The 16854-nt window shown below is 66.9% G+C and carries 16 protein-coding genes; 3 read left to right on the top strand and 13 right to left on the bottom strand.

Annotated elements, in window-relative coordinates:
• Positions 1–86: 86 nt before the first annotated feature.
• From VP06_RS10020 to VP06_RS10000, 5 genes are all read right to left on the bottom strand, one after another.
• The gene (locus VP06_RS10020; protein WP_048463629.1) at positions 87–875 is read right to left on the bottom strand and encodes an SDR family NAD(P)-dependent oxidoreductase; all 789 of its coding nucleotides are present in this window, start codon (positions 873–875) and stop codon (positions 87–89) included.
• Between the two features lie 183 nt (positions 876–1058).
• Complete coding sequence (locus VP06_RS10015; RefSeq protein WP_048463628.1) at positions 1059–1859, bottom strand: SDR family NAD(P)-dependent oxidoreductase; 801 nt, start codon at positions 1857–1859, stop codon at positions 1059–1061.
• 7 nt (positions 1860–1866) lie between these two features.
• Complete coding sequence (locus tag VP06_RS10010; protein ID WP_048463627.1) at positions 1867–2406, bottom strand: VOC family protein; 540 nt, start codon at positions 2404–2406, stop codon at positions 1867–1869.
• Positions 2403–4109 carry a thiamine pyrophosphate-binding protein gene (locus VP06_RS10005; protein ID WP_197093176.1) on the bottom strand — a complete coding sequence of 569 codons (1707 nt, stop codon included), beginning with the start codon at positions 4107–4109 and terminating at the stop codon, positions 2403–2405. The genes VP06_RS10010 and VP06_RS10005 overlap by 4 nt, the downstream gene beginning before the upstream one ends.
• A 41-nt stretch (positions 4110–4150) precedes the next feature.
• Positions 4151–5347, bottom strand: a complete 1197-nt coding sequence (locus VP06_RS10000; RefSeq protein WP_048463626.1) for an ABC transporter substrate-binding protein — start codon at positions 5345–5347, stop codon at positions 4151–4153.
• 203 nt (positions 5348–5550) lie between these two features.
• Here VP06_RS10000 and VP06_RS34075 point away from each other — a divergent pair, with 203 nt between their 5' ends.
• Positions 5551–6234 (top strand): GntR family transcriptional regulator, encoded by a 684-nt coding sequence (locus VP06_RS34075; protein WP_197093175.1) that lies wholly within the window; start codon positions 5551–5553, stop codon positions 6232–6234.
• A gap of 272 nt (positions 6235–6506) precedes the next feature.
• Here VP06_RS34075 and VP06_RS38965 read toward each other — a convergent pair whose 3' ends face one another.
• Entirely contained in the window at positions 6507–6752 is a 246-nt protein-coding gene (locus VP06_RS38965) for a hypothetical protein (protein ID WP_053081658.1), read from the bottom strand.
• A 112-nt stretch (positions 6753–6864) separates the two neighbouring features.
• The gene (locus tag VP06_RS38960; protein WP_425350901.1) at positions 6865–7335 is read right to left on the bottom strand and encodes a transposase; all 471 of its coding nucleotides are present in this window, start codon (positions 7333–7335) and stop codon (positions 6865–6867) included.
• A 697-nt stretch (positions 7336–8032) separates the two neighbouring features.
• Here VP06_RS38960 and VP06_RS09985 point away from each other — a divergent pair.
• On the top strand, positions 8033–8335 hold the full coding sequence (locus VP06_RS09985; RefSeq protein ID WP_048463624.1) for a hypothetical protein: 303 nt from the start codon (positions 8033–8035) through the stop codon (positions 8333–8335).
• 139 nt (positions 8336–8474) lie between these two features.
• Here the strand turns inward: VP06_RS09985 and VP06_RS09980 are convergent, their stop codons facing one another.
• From VP06_RS09980 to VP06_RS09955, 6 genes are read right to left on the bottom strand one after another with little or no spacing between them, the layout of a single operon-like run.
• Positions 8475–9623 carry an NADH:flavin oxidoreductase/NADH oxidase gene (locus VP06_RS09980; RefSeq protein ID WP_048463623.1) on the bottom strand — a complete coding sequence of 383 codons (1149 nt, stop codon included), beginning with the start codon at positions 9621–9623 and terminating at the stop codon, positions 8475–8477.
• Position 9624: 1 nt separating this feature from the next.
• Positions 9625–10629, bottom strand: coding sequence for an ABC transporter ATP-binding protein (locus VP06_RS09975; RefSeq protein WP_048463622.1), 1005 nt, complete (start codon positions 10627–10629; stop codon positions 9625–9627).
• Positions 10626–11636, bottom strand: a complete 1011-nt coding sequence (locus VP06_RS09970) for an ABC transporter ATP-binding protein (RefSeq protein WP_048463621.1) — start codon at positions 11634–11636, stop codon at positions 10626–10628. Before VP06_RS09970 ends, VP06_RS09975 begins: the two co-directional genes overlap by 4 nt.
• Before the next feature lie 13 nt (positions 11637–11649).
• On the bottom strand, positions 11650–12492 hold the full coding sequence (locus VP06_RS09965) for an ABC transporter permease (RefSeq protein ID WP_048463620.1): 843 nt from the start codon (positions 12490–12492) through the stop codon (positions 11650–11652).
• A complete protein-coding gene (locus VP06_RS09960; RefSeq protein WP_048463619.1) occupies positions 12489–13505 on the bottom strand; it encodes an ABC transporter permease in 1017 nt (338 codons plus the stop codon). Before VP06_RS09960 ends, VP06_RS09965 begins: the two co-directional genes overlap by 4 nt.
• Positions 13502–15124 carry an ABC transporter substrate-binding protein gene (locus VP06_RS09955; protein WP_048463618.1) on the bottom strand — a complete coding sequence of 541 codons (1623 nt, stop codon included), beginning with the start codon at positions 15122–15124 and terminating at the stop codon, positions 13502–13504. The genes VP06_RS09960 and VP06_RS09955 overlap by 4 nt, the downstream gene beginning before the upstream one ends.
• Before the next feature lie 339 nt (positions 15125–15463).
• On the opposite strand from VP06_RS09955, the gene VP06_RS09950 reads away from it, so the two are divergent.
• Positions 15464–16426: a helix-turn-helix domain-containing protein gene (locus tag VP06_RS09950; RefSeq protein ID WP_156295525.1), complete on the top strand. Its 963-nt coding sequence runs from the start codon at positions 15464–15466 to the stop codon at positions 16424–16426.
• Positions 16427–16854: the final 428 nt, after the last annotated feature.

Below are 16854 nucleotides of genomic sequence, written 5' to 3'. Positions count from 1 at the left end.
TCATCTGGACGAGCGCCGCCGTGTTGACGGCAAACCCGAAGGTGAAGGCCAGTTCGGCAACGATATCTTTCCCTTGTGGTCTTCGCTCAAGCCTGCGTGCCGCCGTCGATCGGAATGATCGCGCCGGTCATGAAGCTCGACGCATCCGAGGCGAGCAGGAGCGCGAGCCCCATGATCTCCTCAGTCTGAGCGACACGGCCGAGCGGCACCGTTGCGGCGAAGCTCGCCGCAACCTCCGGGCTTCTCAGGCGCCCGTTGCCGATGCCCGTCGCGAACGGGCCCGGCGCAATGGCATTGACGCGAACATTGTGCGGTCCGAGCTCGAGCGCGGCAACGCGGACGACCTGAGCGATCGCCGCCTTCGACGCGTGGTATGCGTGTGAGGGCAGGTGCGAGGCGCGCAGGGCGGCAACCGAGGAAGTCACCACGATCGAGCCCCGGCGACGGGGCTTCATCACCGAGGCGGCGGCCCGAAGCGTCGCGAACGCGCCGGTCAGGTTCACCTGCATGACGCGGTCCCAGAGTTCGAATGACACGTGGTCCATGTCGCCGTTCGGGAAGGTGTAGCCGGGCCCGCCGGTGATGCCGGCATTCGCGAAGACCGTGTCCAACCGGCCATGTTGGGCCGCGACGGCGCGGATAGTCTCGTCGACGGCCACCAGGTCCGCGACATCAAGCACCCGCGCGTCAACCCGCCGGCCTTCGGAGCGGAAGCTCTCCGCCGCCTCGTCCAGCTGCGCCTTCGCGATGTCCGCCATGACGACGTGAGCGCCATTGGCACTCAATACGTCGGACATGGCGAGCCCGATCCCGCTCGCGGCGCCCGTGACGATCGCGACGCGACCTGACACGTCGAAGAGCTGCTCAGCTCGCATCGTTCTCCTGGCCTTTTGCGAGATGCTTCATACCAAGCGCCCAAGATGCTGACGCATCGACTCGATCTCGGGCAGGCCCGAGATCGACAGGACCATTGATCCATCTCGAATTTCCGACGCCAGGCTGGAGGCCCAGCAAAATTCGAGAATGGAACCGACGGTCGTTTTCAACGGCCGTCGGTATCAGTCCGCCCGCCCGAGCATTGAGCCGCCGTCGATCACGATATGCGTGCCGGTGACGTAGCTAGATGCAGCAGACGCGAGGTAGATTGCGAGACCTTGGATCTCATCCGGACGGCCCGCTCGATGGATTGGACTGCCGGCCGCGAAGCGTGCCTCCAGTTCGGGCGTCGTGAGCTGCGTCAGAAAGGGGCCCGGCACGATCGCGTTCACGAGCACGTTGTACCGTGCCAGCTCCAGCGCCGCCTGTTTCGCAAGATGGGCGACGGCCGCCTTGGTGACCATGTAGGGAGTGCCAATAATCGCTCCGGGACGAAGACCCGCGATTGAGGCCGTGAGCACGATACGACCCTGCCTCTGCGTCTTCATCGGACGCGCCGCCGCCCTGATGGTGGCGAATATCGACGTGAGGTTTGTCTCTACGACCCGGTCCCAGAGTTCGAACGGGATCGCCTCGATCGCGCCGGCCGGGTCGCGTTGACCTTCGGTGGAAAGAAAGCCGGGGCCCGCCGCGATGCCCGCGTTCGCGAAGGCGACGTCCAGCCGGCCGAAGGTTTCGGTCGTCTTTGCGATTGCCTCGTCCAACCCCTCCCGGTCAGCTACGTCCACAATCATGCCTTCGACGCGCCCGCGATGGGCAAGCGCGTCGACGGCCCGGTCGAGATCCTCGCGGCTGCGGTCCAGCAACATGACCCGGGCGCCGTTATCGACCATCGCCTCGGCCATGGAGCGGCCAAGCCCCCGAGCACCGCCTGTGATGACGACGGCCCGATCCCGAATGTCGAAGAGATCTGCGGTTTTCACTTGATCCTCACGGCCAGCGGCGGACGGGATCGGTGCCGTCCCAGTTCTGCGAGGCGGCGAAGTAATCCATGTCGATGGATTGCAACCGGTCGCTGGACTCGATGATCTCGATCATGCCGGGCAGGTCGCGCGTCGCGTCGACATAGGCGATGCGGACGCCGCGCGGCGATCGGTCCGAGAAGGCGACAGGATAGTCGGCGCCGACATAGCGCTCGACATCGCGGTCGAAATCCTCGGAGCAGATTCCCCAGTGATGGAAGCCGTAGCCGCGCGTCTCGATCATCTCGCGATAGACCGAGGGCTTGTCATCGTGCTGTTGGATCAGCTCGATCATGACGTGGCCGGCGAAGGCGATCGCCAACGTGACGCGCATGTCGGTCGGCTTGCCGCGGTAGAGGCCCTCCGGCGGAACGAAGGGTCCCGACACGAACCACGGCCCCATGCCGAGGCGGTCGGAAAAGTCCTTCATCGACCTCTCAATGTCCGCGACGACATAGGCGATCTGGCTGATGCCGCCGACGGCCTGGCCGAAGGGGTGGTATTTCATCGCTTGAAGAACTCCAGGCTACCGGCGAGTCGCTCCTTCGCGACGTGGAAGTCGAGGACGGCTGGTCGGCCCTCGGCGTTGGCAGCCCGCGCCCGCTCCAGCGCCGGCGCAATCTCGTCCGGCGTCGTGATCTTGGCGCCGAAGCAGCCGCAGGCTTCGGCGAGGCGGGCGTAATCCGGCACGAAACTGAACTCGGTGCCAAGATAGCGGCCGTTGAATGCCCGCTCCTGGATATCGCGGATTGAGCCGAGTGCGGCGTCGTTCAGGACGCACCAAGTAACGCCCACCTTCAGTTCCGCCGCGGTCGGCAGAATGTTCATGACCATCTGGAACGATCCGTCGCCGACCAGGCAGGCTGCCGGATGATCGGGCCGAACAAGACCCGCGACAGGGAAGGCCGACGCGACGAACCCCATGCCGTAGAAGCTCGACGGTACGATCGTCGTGCGCGGCTCGTAGATTTTGAAATACGGGTAGGCCCCGCCCATACCTTGCGCGAGCACGCCGACATCGATGCCGATCGTCGCTGTGCGCGGAAAAGCCTCGCGGATCGCGCGCAGGACGCGGATCGGATGGAGCGGCGTGCTTGTCGAGGCTGCCATCCCGTCGATCTCAGCTTCGAGCTTTGCCCGCATGCGGGCCAGTTGCTCGACGCGTGGGTTGTCGGCGAGACGGCTCGAGAGGTCCGGCGCGCCGGCCGTGTCGAGCTCCGCCAGTAAATCTTCCAGCACCGCCTTCGCATCGCCGACGATGCCGACGGCCGGCACGACGGACCGGCCGAGCTCGGTCGGATCGAGATCGACCTGGATGTAGGTCGCCTCGGGCGCGGGCAGGAAGTCGGGCTGCCAGTTCGTCTCCTGCTGCTCGAACCGGGCGCCGATCGCCAGGACGACGTCGGCATCCGGCAGCAACTGCTTGGTGATCGCCTGACGGTGGTGGCCGATGCCGCCGGCGGCCAACAGATGGTCGTCGGGCAGGACGCCGCGCCCGGCGAGCGTCGTGAGCACCGGGATCGCGAGTCGTTCGGCCAGACGCCGCAGCTCAGCCGATGCACCCGACGCGATCGCGCCGCCGCCCGACACGATCAGCGGACGTTGGCCACGGGCAAGCGCTGCGGCCGCCTCTGCGATGGCGTCACGGTTGCCGCGCGGTGCGGCGGGGCGCCCTGCCGGACGATACGCTGGGAACTCGACCTGGGAGGCGAGCACGTCTTGCGGGATGTCGATGAGGACGGGGCCGGGCTTGCCCGAGCGGGCGATCACGAATGCCTGCCGCAGGCACTCGACGATCAAGTCGGGCCGGTCGACCCGGACGGCCCATTTGGTCATGGGCCCGAAAATCGAGACCTGGTCGATCTCCTGGCTTGCGCCGCGATGTGCATTCCGCGTGGCGCCGCGGCCCGCGATGATGATCATCGGCAGCGCACCGACGTAAGCCTCGGCGACGCTGGTCACGAGGTTGGTGGCGCCGGGCCCTGCAGTCACCAGGCAGATGCCGGGCTCACCCGTCAGTTGGGCGTAGCCCGCCGCCATGCTGGCGGCGTGCTGCTCGTGCCTGATAAGCACGTGCTGTATGGTAGGCGCGTCGTAGAGTGCGTCGTAGATGCCGATCGTATGGCCGCCCGGCATGCCGAAGATGTAACGCACGCCTTCGGCCTTGAAGACCTCGACCACGGCCTGGCCGCAACTGATCGTCCTCATCATGTTCTGCTCTTCTGTCGTGGGCTGGCCGCAGCTTCGGGTGTTCAGGGCTTCACGAGCGGGCAGCCGCCCTCGCTCATGGGCCGGAAGGCCTCTTTGGCCGGCACGGTGCCGACAAGCTTGTAGACGTCGTAGGGTCCGGTGGACTCACTCGGCGCTTTGACCTCCAGGAGGTAGAGGTCGCGTTCGAGGCGACCGTCTGGGCGCAGGTGGCCGTTCTTAGTCGCGAAGTCGTTGACCGGCATCTCGCGCATCTTGGCCATGACCTTGTCGGCGTCCTTGCTGCCGACCGCGTTCACAGCCTTGAGGTAGTGGAGCACCGCCGAGTAGGTCATCACCGGATCCCAGTCCGGTGGATGGCCGACGCGGTCCGAGAACCGCTTCGAGAAGGCGCGCGTCTCCTCGTCCTTCGTCCACAAGAAGGGATTGACCACCAGCAGCCCCTGAGCGACCGGAAGGGTCATCTCCTTGATATGGCTCTGGAAGATCACGTAGGCGGCGAAAGACTGGTCCTTGCCGCCAAGCCCGAACTCCTTGGCTTGCTTCAATGTCGCGACTGTGTCCGCGGATGAGTTCGCCAACGCGACCACCTGCGGGTCGGCGGCCTGTGCCTGCAGGATGAAGGAGGAGAAGTCCGATCCACCGAGCGGTGCGTATACTGCCCTGAGAACGGTGCCGCCACCCGCCTTCACGGCGTCGCTGGTTTCCGCGACCAGCGATTTGCCGAACGTGTAGTCCGCGCCGATGAAGAACCAGCGCTTGCCGCCGCGTGCGAGAATGGCTTTGGCGAGCGCATGGGAGAGGGACCAAGTGTCGAGCCCCCATTGGACGGCGTAGGGGCTGCATTTCGAGCCGTAGATGTCAGCGCTCATCGCGCCGACAAAGAGTGCGATCTTCTTCTTCTGGGTCGAGAGCGCCTGGACACCGAAGCCGATGGCTGAATTTGGCACATCCGCGATCACGTCGACCTGTTTGTTGTCGAACCACTCGCGGGCAATCCCCACGCCGATATCGGATTTTTGCTGGTGATCGGCACTCACCACCTCGACCTTGTGGCCGAGAACGAGGCCCGCATCCTCGGCGGCCATCTTGACGGCTTCGACTGTCTCCAGGCCGCTATCAACCGCATAGATCGAGGCTTGGTCGTTCAGAACCCCGATTTTCACACCCACGCCATCCGCAAGGGCGGCTTGTGCGCCGAGTGCCGATACGAGCGCTGCCAGCAGGCCGAGCCGCCTCATAGCAAACCTCCCTGGGACCTACATCCTCGCCGGGTGCTCTTCGGCCCCGATCACCGGAAGGGATACCGGCCATCGAGCAGGTGGTCAATGATCAATGATCACGAAACCGGGCATTTCGCGCTCTGCCCCTTTGCAGCCAACCGGGGTAGAGTGAGCTGGGAAAGGGGTAGTCGATGGCACGGGACGGAATCGGAGGGGTGGGGTTGGCAGCGTCACCGGTGGAACGAGGATCACTGCATCTTCAGGTCTACCGGAAGCTGTGCGAGGTCATCTCGACCGGCGAGCTTCAGCCCGGCGCAGAGGTAACCTTGGCCTCGCTGGCCGAACTTGTCGGCACGAGCGCGATGCCGGTGAGGGACGCCGTCCGGCGTCTCATCGGAGAACGCGCGCTTGAGTTACGCCCCGGCCGGCGTTTCGGCGTGCCGCGCCTGTCAGCCGATCAATATCGGGAAATCCTGAGGATCCGCCTCCTGCTGGAAGCGGAGGCGGCACGCGTCGCGGCCGAACGTATCGCGGATGATGAGCTCGCCGGGATTAAAAGGGTCCAGGAGGAACTCGCTCATTCGGATCGGGCGGGCGGCACCCGACGTGAACTCTGGACATTGAATCGACAGTTTCATTTCGGGATCTACGAGGCAGCGCGTCTCCCGCAGCTCTGCTCGATGATCGCAGGCCTTTGGCTCCAAATGGGGCCGCTCTTCAATCATCTGGCCGTGGACATCGGGACGCGCCGGGCCGCCGGGTACCACGAGATGATCCTGAGCGGCCTTGAGCGTCGGGACGGCGAAGCTGCAGCAGAAGCAATGCGCAACGATCTGCTGTCGGCTGCAGAGCAGATCCTGGAACAGCTCTCCGAGTCGGGCAGCGCAACCCGGAAGATCGCCTGAGACGACACGCAGATCGGGATCAGGCCGTCCTTGTAGATGGCGATATCCATCCCTGCTGCGACGAGCGTGCGGAAGAACGTCGATCGCTCACGACTGAAAGGGCGTGAGGATCGCGCGGTTATGGAGTATCGCGTCCCCATCCTTCTCAGCCACCTATGTTCGCTTTCGAAGCTGTGCAGACTGGCACCATAGCACTCCCTGGGAACTTCAAGGTTGGGTGGCAGCCTGAAACGATGCTGGCGGCATGGGCACTGATGGGGTGGGACAAGATCCTAGAACAGCCGGTCGCGGATGGTCTGGCGCAATGCTGGGAGGCTCGGCGGGGGCGGCGGGCTCGAAAGACGGACCCTCATTTTCCCCCGCCCCATCAGGTTCGTCCTGGCAAGGCGACGATGCTGCAGGTGTGCGAAGGCCAGGCACGTCATCAGCCCGTGACGATGCAGCCCGGTCCGCGAGCGGCCCTCGAAGTGGTCGAGGCCGAGTTTTTCCTTGAGCTGCTGATGCGCCTGCTCGCACATTCAGCGTGCCTTGATCGCCCCAACGAGCGCCCGCCGCGTGATCCGTGCCGGGAAGCTGGACAGGTAGTACTTGCGCTCGCCCGAGGAGCACTACTCGCCTACCAGTCAGACCTCATCGGCGACTTACACCCTGAAGCAGACGGACAGCTTGCCCTTGGTGCCCTGGCGCCACATGACACGCCGCCAGAACGTTCTCGAGTACCGCCTCGACAGTGCGCGGGTCCTGGTCTGGGACGAGCTTGCGCACGCGGTCGGGAGGCGGCACGAGGGTGAGGTCGACGGCGTCGACCTTTCGGCGGCGAAGGATGCCGACCACCCAGCTCAGGCCGCGTTTGCCCGGGGCGTGGCGGAAGGCGGCGCTGCTGCCGGAGCAGGCATCGGAAAGAACGGTCCCGAACCGGATCCCGACCTCACGAGCCGAACGAGTTTGGACAGAGCAATCTCGCCCTTGCTGTGCGCCTCGCAAGCCGTCTCGGGTACGCCCATTCGGGCACAGAGTGGGATTGGTATTGCCCCGAGTTTGGGGGGCAAACTCATGCGAGCGCTGAGTTCGAATGGCCGCTCTTGGGTGACGATCGACCATGCCAGCAGCAAGGACCGGAGGTCCGGATATGGCGTATAGCCGACAAGTAGGACGGGAGAGTACGTTGCAATAACAAGCTGTGGCTATTCCGTTTAACGGGAAAATGTCGTTGCCTTGACGTTGGCTGCCTGCTCAACGGTCGTGAAGCCCTTGGAAATCCTGGCAAGCCGACGCTGTTCCTGGCGAGCCAGGCCGGCAAGGACATTCTCCGGCTGCCCCGCTGATCGACTTGGACGATAGCAGCAGAGCCTTCCGAGTCTTTGCTGCTACCGTGAGCCGCGAACATACGGAGATGTCGGGGGCCTGCAGCGAGCAGCATCAAAAGAGCGTAGGGGCGCCTCTATGCCCCGCGTAGGGGATGGCGCTCCGCACTGATGCGCCAGGAGCGCCGTACAGCGCGTTCGAGGGGCGTCCTGCTGTCGGCATGCCCCCGCGCTGCCCCGTTGGTCCTGGGGCATCCTGAGCCCAGCAGGACAGCTTCAAGCTTGCAACGAGCAGCTTCGCTAATGCGGGCCCTCAATATCCGCAGGCAGTCCCAAACCCAGTTCACTCACTTCCGCAGCGATCCCGGCGCCTATCTCAACGTTCTCGAACGACAAGCTCAACAGCAGAATTCGCCGTCCTAGCTTTTTGGGAAACCTTTCGGCGCTTCGAGCGTAGCGTTGGCTTCAGACATCCCATCAGAGGACCGAGCACGATGGAACCGATGAAGCCCATGGAGCCCATGAGGTCAATGAAGCCCATGGAACCCATGAAGGGCTCCGAGCCCTGGTGGCCGCAGGAACTCGGCCAGCCATTGACTAGCGGGGGCCAGAACGGGATGCGCTACGCGTTCTTCCCCGATAAGCAGCGGCTCCTCGTCGAGACCGACGGCAAGCTGGCCACCTACGATAGCGGCGACCACCGCATCAGCGGCGTCTCCCAGTCGAACGGCCGGGCACCGAGCTTCACCACCCAGGACGGCGACGTGAATGTGAACGACCTCAAAGTCGTGGATTGAGGGAAGCTCCGGCAGGGGGCTCTCCGGCGTCGGCTCACGCCACCGCGCGGAAGGACCTATAGAGATGATGTGACGCCGTTCGACGGCACCGTCCGGATCTTCTGGCCGGTGACCAAAGAAGTCGCAGCGACACGATGAGTTAGGACGCTGTTGGGCCGATCGGGCCGAAGCCGCCGCAATTGACGAGGTCGCGGCTGCGCGCAAGGGCGTGCTGGTACTGCGTTGGCATGAGTTCATAGGGCGCATCCAGACCGAGCTTGAGCGCGGCGTAGAGCGGCCAGTGCGGGTTCTCGAGAGCCGGCCGGCCAATGAGCAAGAGGTCGACCTCCTCTGATCGAATGACCGAGTCGGCGTAAGCCGGGTCAGCGAGGTTCCAGCTCACCGCGGTCGGCAGGCCTGCCTCGCGGCGGATCCGCGCCGCGGCGGGCACCATGAAGCCGCGATCGGTCCAGGGCACGTCGGTGCTGCGGTCCGAGTTCATCCCCATGCTGATGTCGACGAGGTCGAGGCCGTGCTCAGCCATCGTGCGCACGAGCCAGATTGTGTCCTCGATCGTGTGGCTGTCCGGGTGGTAGTCGGTCGCCCCGATCCGCATCGTCAACGGCAGGGACTCGGGCCAGAGCGGCCGGACGGCATCGAGCGTCTCGACGAGGAACCGCGACCGGTTCTCGAGGCTGCCGCCATAAGCGTCGTCGCGGGAATTGGCGATCGGCGAGAAGAAGCTCGCGCCAAGGAAGCCGTGGGCATAGTGCAGCTCGGCCCATTCGAACCCGGCCTCGGCCGCCCGGCGGGCGCCTTGCGCGAAGTCGTCCTTCAGGCGCTCGATGTCGGCCTGCGAGGCGTAGCGCGCGCCGCGCGGGTAGCGGGCGCCGCCGAAGGGCTCGTCCGTCGGCCCGATCGGCTCCCAGGCCAGTGGATGATCCACTGGCAGCTGGGCGTAACCGTCCCACGGGGGGGTGATGCTGCCCTTGCGCCCCGAATGGCCGAGCTGCACGCCCGGCACCGCGCCGTGCGCCTTGATGAAGTCGGTGACCCGGCGCAGGGCCGGGATGTGGTCGTCCGACCAGATGCCGGCACAGGTCGGGGTCATGCGCCCCTCGGGCGAGACCGCGAGCTGCTCGATTATGACGAGCCCCGCTCCGCCGACCGCCCGCGCGCCGAGATGGACGAGATGCCAGTCGTTGACCAGGCCGTCGGCCGCGCAGGAGAACATCGTCATCGGCGAGATCGCGATGCGGTTGCGTAAGGTGACGTCCTTGAGCGTGAACGGGCTGAACAGGTTGGGCATGTCAGGAAGCCTCGGAGAGGACGGTCGATGAGGCGGTGCCGGCATGCGGGGCGGCCGGGGCATCGAGATGGTGGCAAGCCGCGAGGTGGCGGGAGGCGACCGCGAGCATCGCCGGCGCCGCCTCGGCGCAGAGTGTCGTGGCGCGCGGACAGCGGGTGCGGAAGCGGCAGCCGCTGGGAGGCGCGAGGGGGGAGGGCAGGTCGCCGACGAGCGCGACGCGGGGACGACGGTGCTCGGTCCTCACCTGCGGGACTGCCGAGAGCAGGGCCTGTGTGTAGGGATGGCGCGGGCGCGACCAGATCTCCGCCGCCGGCCCGGTCTCGACCAGGCGGCCGAGATACATGACGGCGATCCGGTCGGCGACGTGCCGGACGACCCCGAGGTCGTGCGAGATGAACAGGTAGGCGAGGCCGAACGCATCGCGCAGGTCGGCGAGCAGGTTGATGACCTGGGCGCGGACCGACACGTCGAGGGCCGAGACCGGCTCGTCGCAGACGATGAGCTTGGGCGAGAGGGCCAGCGCCCGGGCGATGCCGATGCGCTGGCGCTGCCCGCCGGAGAATTCGTGCGGCAGGCGCCCGGCGTGTTCGGGCCGCAGGCCGACCCGCTCCATCAGCCAGGCCACCCGCGCCCGGCGCTCCGCCCGCCCGTGGGTCCGGTGGACGATCATCGGCTCCTCGAGGATCCGCCCGACCGCCGCCCGCGGATTGAGCGACGCGAACGGGTCCTGGAAGATCATCTGGATCTCGCGCCGCAGGGGGCGGAGCGCCCCGGGGCCGAGATGGGCGATGTCCCGGCCGAGCAGCTCGATATGGCCCGAATCGGGCTCGTAGAGCCGCACCAGCGTCTTGCCGAGGGTGGACTTGCCGCAGCCGGACTCGCCGACGAGGCCCAGCGTCTCGCCGGGGGCGATCTCCAGCGTCACGCCGTCGAGGGCGTGGACCGTGCCGCCGGGCGTCCGGAAGTGCTTGGTGAGGTCGTCGACCCGGAGGAGATGCGGGTTCATGCCACCTCCTCCAGGCTCGGCCGATCGTCCTGCCGGGCGTAGCAGGCGGCCACGCCCCCGCCGGCCGGCCGCAAGGCGGGTGGCGCGGTGCGACAAACCGGCATCGCCTCGGGACAGCGCGGGGCGAAGCGGCAGCCCGGCGGCATCGCGTCGAGGGCCGGGACCATGCCGGGGATCTCGCTCAAGCGCGGGCGGTCCCGCCCCATCGCCGGGTCGTCGTCCGCCACCTCTGGGATCGCCCCGAGGAGACCCCGTGTGTAGGGATGCTGGGGGTCTGCAAACAGCCGTGCCGTGGCGGCCTCCTCGACCTTGCGCCCGGCATACATCACGGCGACGCGGTCGGCGGTCTCGGCGACCACGCCGAGATCGTGGGTGATGAGCAGAATCGCCATTCCGAAGCGCGCGCGGATCGAGGCCAGGAGGTCGAGCACCTGGGCCTGGACCGTCACGTCTAGGGCGGTAGTCGGCTCGTCGGCGATCAGCAGCTTCGGTTCGCAGGCGATCGCCATGGCGATCATCACACGCTGGCGCATCCCGCCTGAGAGCCGGTGCGGGTACTCGGTCACCCGCCGCCGCGGGTCGGGCACCCGCACGAGGTCGAGGAGTTCCTCCGCCCGCGTCAGGGCCTGCCGGCGGGTGAAGCCGCGGTGGCGGACCAAGACCTCGCCGATCTGGTCGCCGACCGTGAGGGCCGGGTTCAGGCTCGTCATCGGCTCCTGGAAGATCATCCCGATGCGGTCGCCGCGCAGCGCCCGCATGTCGCGCGCCGGCAAGCCGACGAGTTCCCGGCCCTCGAAGCGGATGCTGCCGCCGACGATACGGCCCGGCGGGTTCGGCACGAGGCCGAGCACCGAGAAGGCGGTAACGGACTTGCCGCAGCCGCTCTCGCCCACGACCGCCAGGACCTCGCCGGGCTCAATAGACAGGCTGACGCCGTCGACAGCCTTGAGGATCCCGGACCGCGTGAAGAAATGCGTCTGGAGGTCGTCGATCGCGAGAAGCGTCATGCGGGAACGGGCCTCAGCGGTTGCGCAAGCGCGGGTTGAGGGCATCGTTCAAGCCCTCGCCGACGAGGCTGAATGCCAGGACCGTGACGAGAATCGCGGCGCCCGGCAGCGCTGCGACGTACCAGGCACTGCGCAGGGCGTCGCGCCCGGCCCCGATGATCGTGCCCCAGCTCATCAGGTTGGGGTCGCCGAGCCCCAGGAAGGCGAGGCTCGCCTCGAGCAGGATCGAGGTCGCGACCATCAGCGAGGCGCTGACGATGATCGGCCCGAGCGCGTTTGGCAGGATCTGGGTCAGTATCAGGCGGGCGTCGCCCATGCCGAGCACGACGCCGGCCTGGACGAATTCCCGCCCACGCAAGGACAGGAACTCTGCCCGGACGAGGCGCGCGACGCCCGGCCACGATACCAGCGCGATCGCCGTCACGATAGTGAGGGCGGACGGCGTCAGGATCACCACCAGCACGATCGCCAGGATGAAGGGCGGCACGGTCTGGAACAGCTCGGTGATGCGCATCAGGACGTCGTCGACGAGGCCGCCGTAGTAGCCGGCGAGCGCGCCCGCCGTGACGCCGATCAGCAGGGCCGCCGCCGTGGCGGTGAAGCCGAAGGCCAGCGAGACGCGCGCCCCGTGGAACAGGCCGCTCATCAGGTCGCGGCCCATCAGGTCCGAGCCGAGCGGGTACTCGCCATCCTGGCCCGGCCACAGCAGCGGCTGGGCCACCATGTCCCAGGGATCGTCGGGAAACAGCACGCCGGCGAGCGCCGCCATCAGCAGGATGGCGAGGAGCAGGACGAGGCCGGCGAGCGCCGCGCGGTTGCGGGCGAAGCGGCGGCAGAAGGCGAGGGCGCCCGTCATCGGGCGAGCTCGATGCGGGGGTCGAGCCAGGCATAGGCGAGGTCGACTAGGATATTGGCCATGATGACGACCACCGAGCAGATCAGCAGGATGCCGAGCAGCAGGTTGAGGTCGCGGCTCATCACCGCCTCGAAGGCGAGCCGCCCGATCCCCGGCCAGGCGAACACCGTCTCGACCACCACCGAGCCGCCGAGCAGGGTGCCGACCTGGAGGCCCAGCATGGTCACCATCGGCATCATCGCGTTGCGCAGCACGTGCCGGACGGTGATCCGCCCCTCCGACAGCCCCTTGGCGCGGGCCGTCGTCACGTAGTCCTGATTGAAGACCTCGAGCATCGAGGCCCGCATCAGCCGCGCGTAGAGGGCAAGGAAAAAAAGCGCCAGGGTGACGAGCGGCATCGCGAGGTGCAGGGCGACGTCGACGGCGAAGCGCAAGCCGGTATAGCTGGCCCCGACCGTGGTCAGCCCACCCGTCGGCAGCCAGCCGAGATGGACCGCGAACACGATGATGAGGCCGAGGCCGACCAGGAAGAGCGGGGTGGCGTAGAACAGGAGCGCGACGACCGAGATCAGGTTGTCGAGGGCGCCGTTCACGTGGCGGGAGGCTAGCACGCCGAGCGCTGCGCCGAGGATGAAGGCGAGGCCGAGTGCGCCGATCATAAGGAGCAGCGTCGCCGGCAAGCGCTCGAGGATCAGCGCCAGCACGCCCTGGTTGTTGCGGAACGACCAGCCGAGATCGAGGCGGAGCAGCCGGCCGACGTAATGCGCGAGCTGTGCCCAGGTCGGCTGGTCGAGGCCGAACTGGCTCTTCAACGCGGCGAGGTATTCCGGCGTCGCCGAGCCCGCCTCGCCGGCGAGCACGTCGGCCGCGTCGCCCGGCGCCAGCTTCAGGAGGATGAAGTTGCACACCGCGATGGCGAGGAAGACCGGGATCGACTTCGCGACGCGGGCGAGCACGTAGTGCGACCGCGGGAAGTGACGGGAGAGAGCCGAAATCGACGCGAAGCCCCTCATTTCGGGGCCGCCGGGTTGGGGGTCGCCAGATAAACGTTGGCGAAGTTCGTGCCGATCAGCCCGTCGGCGGTGATGGTATGGTTCACCACCCGGCGGTTGGCGAGGGTGACGAAGCGCATCTCCATCAGGGGGATGACCGGCAGGTCGGTCATCGCCTGGCGCTGCATGTCGGCAAAGTCCTGCCAGCGCTTCTTCGGGTCGTTCTGGGTCTGCGCGTCCTCGAAGTGGTGGTCCATAGCCGGGTCGGCGTAGCCGGTGGCGTTCACGAAAGGCACGCCCTTCTGGGCCGCCTTCGACCAGTAGATGCGTTGCAGGCCGGCGCTCGGATCCGGGAAAGCACCGTTGTACATCGGCGTCGATTCGAAATTGTACTCGCCGAAGATGTTGCGGACGTAGCTCGGGAAGTCGCTCGTGCGCAGCTCGACCTCGATGCCCACGCGGCCGAGCTGCTGCTTGATGAACTCCGCCGTGCGGGTGAATTCGGCCCCGCCCGGGAACGGGTCGGTCTGCATCTTGAAGCGCTTGCCGTCCGGGCCGCGCTTGTAGCCGGCCTCGTCGAGCAGGGCCTCGGCCTTCTTCGGGTCGTGCGGGTAGGCGGGCACGCCGTCCGTCGTGTACCAGGCCTTGACCACGCTCGGGATCGGTCCGGTCGCGGGCTTGCCGTAGCCGAACCACACGGTCTTCGTCAGCGTGTCGCGGTTGATCGCGTAGGCGATGGCCTGGCGTACCTTGCGGTCGGAGAGCGGCTTGTTGCGCACGTTGAGCTGCAGCAGCAGAACCGGCGCCATGTAGTCGTAGCCGCTCGTTGTCGCGACGAGGTTCGGGTTGGCGGTCAGCCGCGCCATCTCGGAGAGCGGCACCGGCGTGAGCGCGCCGATCTGCGCCTCGCCCGCTTCGAGCGCGGCGGCCCGCGACGAGGCGTCGGCGATGAAGCGGAAGACGACCCGGTCAAGGTAGGGCTTGCCGGTATCCCAATAATCGGGGTTGCGCTCGAGGATCAGATTGTCGCCGCGCTTCCACTCCTTGAAGCGGAACGGCCCGGTGCCGACCGGCGCGGAGGCCGCTGGGTTGGAGAGGAGGTCGCCCGTGCCGAAGACGTGCTTGGGGATGATCGGCGATTCGTAGCTTGAGAACACCGTCGCCATCTGAGGCGCGGGCTCCGACAGGCGGAGGATCACCGTGTGGGGATCGGGCGTCTCGACGCCAGTCACGCGCGCGTAGCTCTGCCGCCCGCGGGCGTGCCGCGCCTTCCAGACGCCGAGCGAGAAGGCGACGTCGTCAGCCGTGAAAGGGCGGCCGTCGTGCCACTTCACGCCCTGGCGCAGCTTGAACACGTAGCTCAGCCCGTCCGGCGCCACCTTCCAGGATTCCGCCAGCAGCGGCCGGGGCTTCATGTCGAGGTCGTAGCTGAGGAGCCCCTCGTACATCTTCGTCGTGACGACAGCCATCTGCAGCGTCGGGTCAACGGCCGAGAGGAGGTAGGGCGGCTCGGGATGGAGCAGAGCCGTCAGGGTCCCGCCCCGGATCGGCGCATCCTGCGCGCTGGCCGGAAGCGCGAGGCCGAGCCCGGCCACCACGGCCGCCCCGACGAGGAACCTGCGAGTCAGAGAGCGAGGCATGTCCAGATCCGCTATTGCCTATCCGCGATTCAAGTCCGTTGGCTGGATGGCGATCGCGTCATCGCCGTCCAGCCCGTCGCGGCGCCGATCCGTGACCGGCCGCCGCGACCCTATCTCCTTCGTGAACTGCCGTTCTGCCGCCCTCTGACAGCCGAGGTATTCACTCGATCGACTCATCGCTCAAGTTGATTTCGCACACGACGTGCGCAGTTAGGGTATTTCGTTGGCAGCCGCTGCCGCCGCTTTCGGCAGAATTTATCGTGTTTGCTTGAGGATGCCGTCGAAGGTTCGAGGTGGTCTTTCAAAAACCCACCATGTGTGTTTCAAGAAGGCACCTGGGTGCGATGGGCGGCGGGAGCGTCGGATTTGCCTCTGTGTCACTTCAGCGATCGCGTCGCGGAGTTCCGGTCGGCGGAGACCCGTCAGATCGGCTGGTTACCGGGCAACACGGTGCTTGCCGAGAGCGAGGGGCGCGGCTGGCGCGACATCCATGCCTCGCTCGCGAACGTGACGACGTGGTCCGGCGCGCATCCCGCCCATGCCCATCACTGCCTCGCCTACTGCGTCAGCCAGCCGGCCTATTTGCGCCGGCGCCTGGCGGGACGGCGCGATGAGGAGGTGACGCTCCGGCCGCGCCAGTTCTTCGTCATCCCCCGGGGGCAGAGTTCGGAGTGGTATCGGCGGGGGCGCACCCAGATGCTGATGATCTATCTCCGGCAGGACCTGCTCGACACCGTCGCGCGGGAACTCGGGAGCCAGGGCGGCGCCGGCACGGCCGAGGTGGACCTTGCACCGGGCACGATGGACGCGTTCCTCGAGCAGTTCGCGCTCGCGGTGCTACACACCTTGCTGGCGGTCGAGGATGGCGGCAGCGCCCTCTATGTCGAGGCGCTCGCGCGCTCGGCCGCCGTGCACCTCCTGAGGCGGCACGGCTCGCGGACTGGCGCAAAGCCGATCCCGCCCGGGCGGTCCGCCGCGAACGGACCGGACCTGCGCCGCATAGCCGACTACATCGAGGCGGAACTCGGCGGCGACCTCAGCCTCGCCGCCCTGGCCCAGGTCGCGAACCTGCCGGTCAACGCCTTCGGACGCGTGTTCCGGGAGGCGTACGGCGCCTCGCCCCATCAGTACATCTTGGCTAAGCGGGTCGAGCGGGCCAAAGCGCTCCTGCTCGCGACGGACCTGCCGATCGCGGAGATCGCCTTGGAGACGGGTTTTTCCAGTCAGAGCCACCTCACAACGGCGTTCGGTCGCTTCACCGGCGTTCCGCCAGCTGAGTTCCGGCGCGTTAGCAACGGCTGACGCCGCGGCTTCGGTGTAGCCGCTGATCCGTTACAGCTAGGCATTGCCTTCCAGCCGCCACCCGTCCGGCTGCACCCCCGCTTCTCACGCCGCATCGCTTAGCCAACAGCGCCAGCGACGACCATATCTCGGTGCGGCCTTGCAACGCTACCAACTGGCGCCACGTCTTACGGGCCGCCGGCCGGGAGGAGTGGGCTCAGAACGAGATGCGCGGAACTGAGCTGCATTACACCTTCTTTATCATCCACCGTCGGCCCTTCCGTTTAACGGAAACTGCCAGCGACGGGTACGCTGGCCCGGCAGCTCGACTGCCGGCTGCGCCCTTGAAGCCCCGGGGAGCGTTCTAGCGCGCTCCTAGCACAGCGCGAAAAAAGCTCTGCTTGATCAGTAGGGTACGGGGCTTTCAACGTAACCGGGGCAAATTCGCG

Source organism: Methylobacterium aquaticum (genome assembly GCF_001043915.1).
GTDB lineage: Bacteria > Pseudomonadota > Alphaproteobacteria > Rhizobiales > Beijerinckiaceae > Methylobacterium > Methylobacterium aquaticum.
Note: the sequence above shows the minus strand (reverse complement) of the source record. Positions and strands in the feature narration are given on the sequence as shown.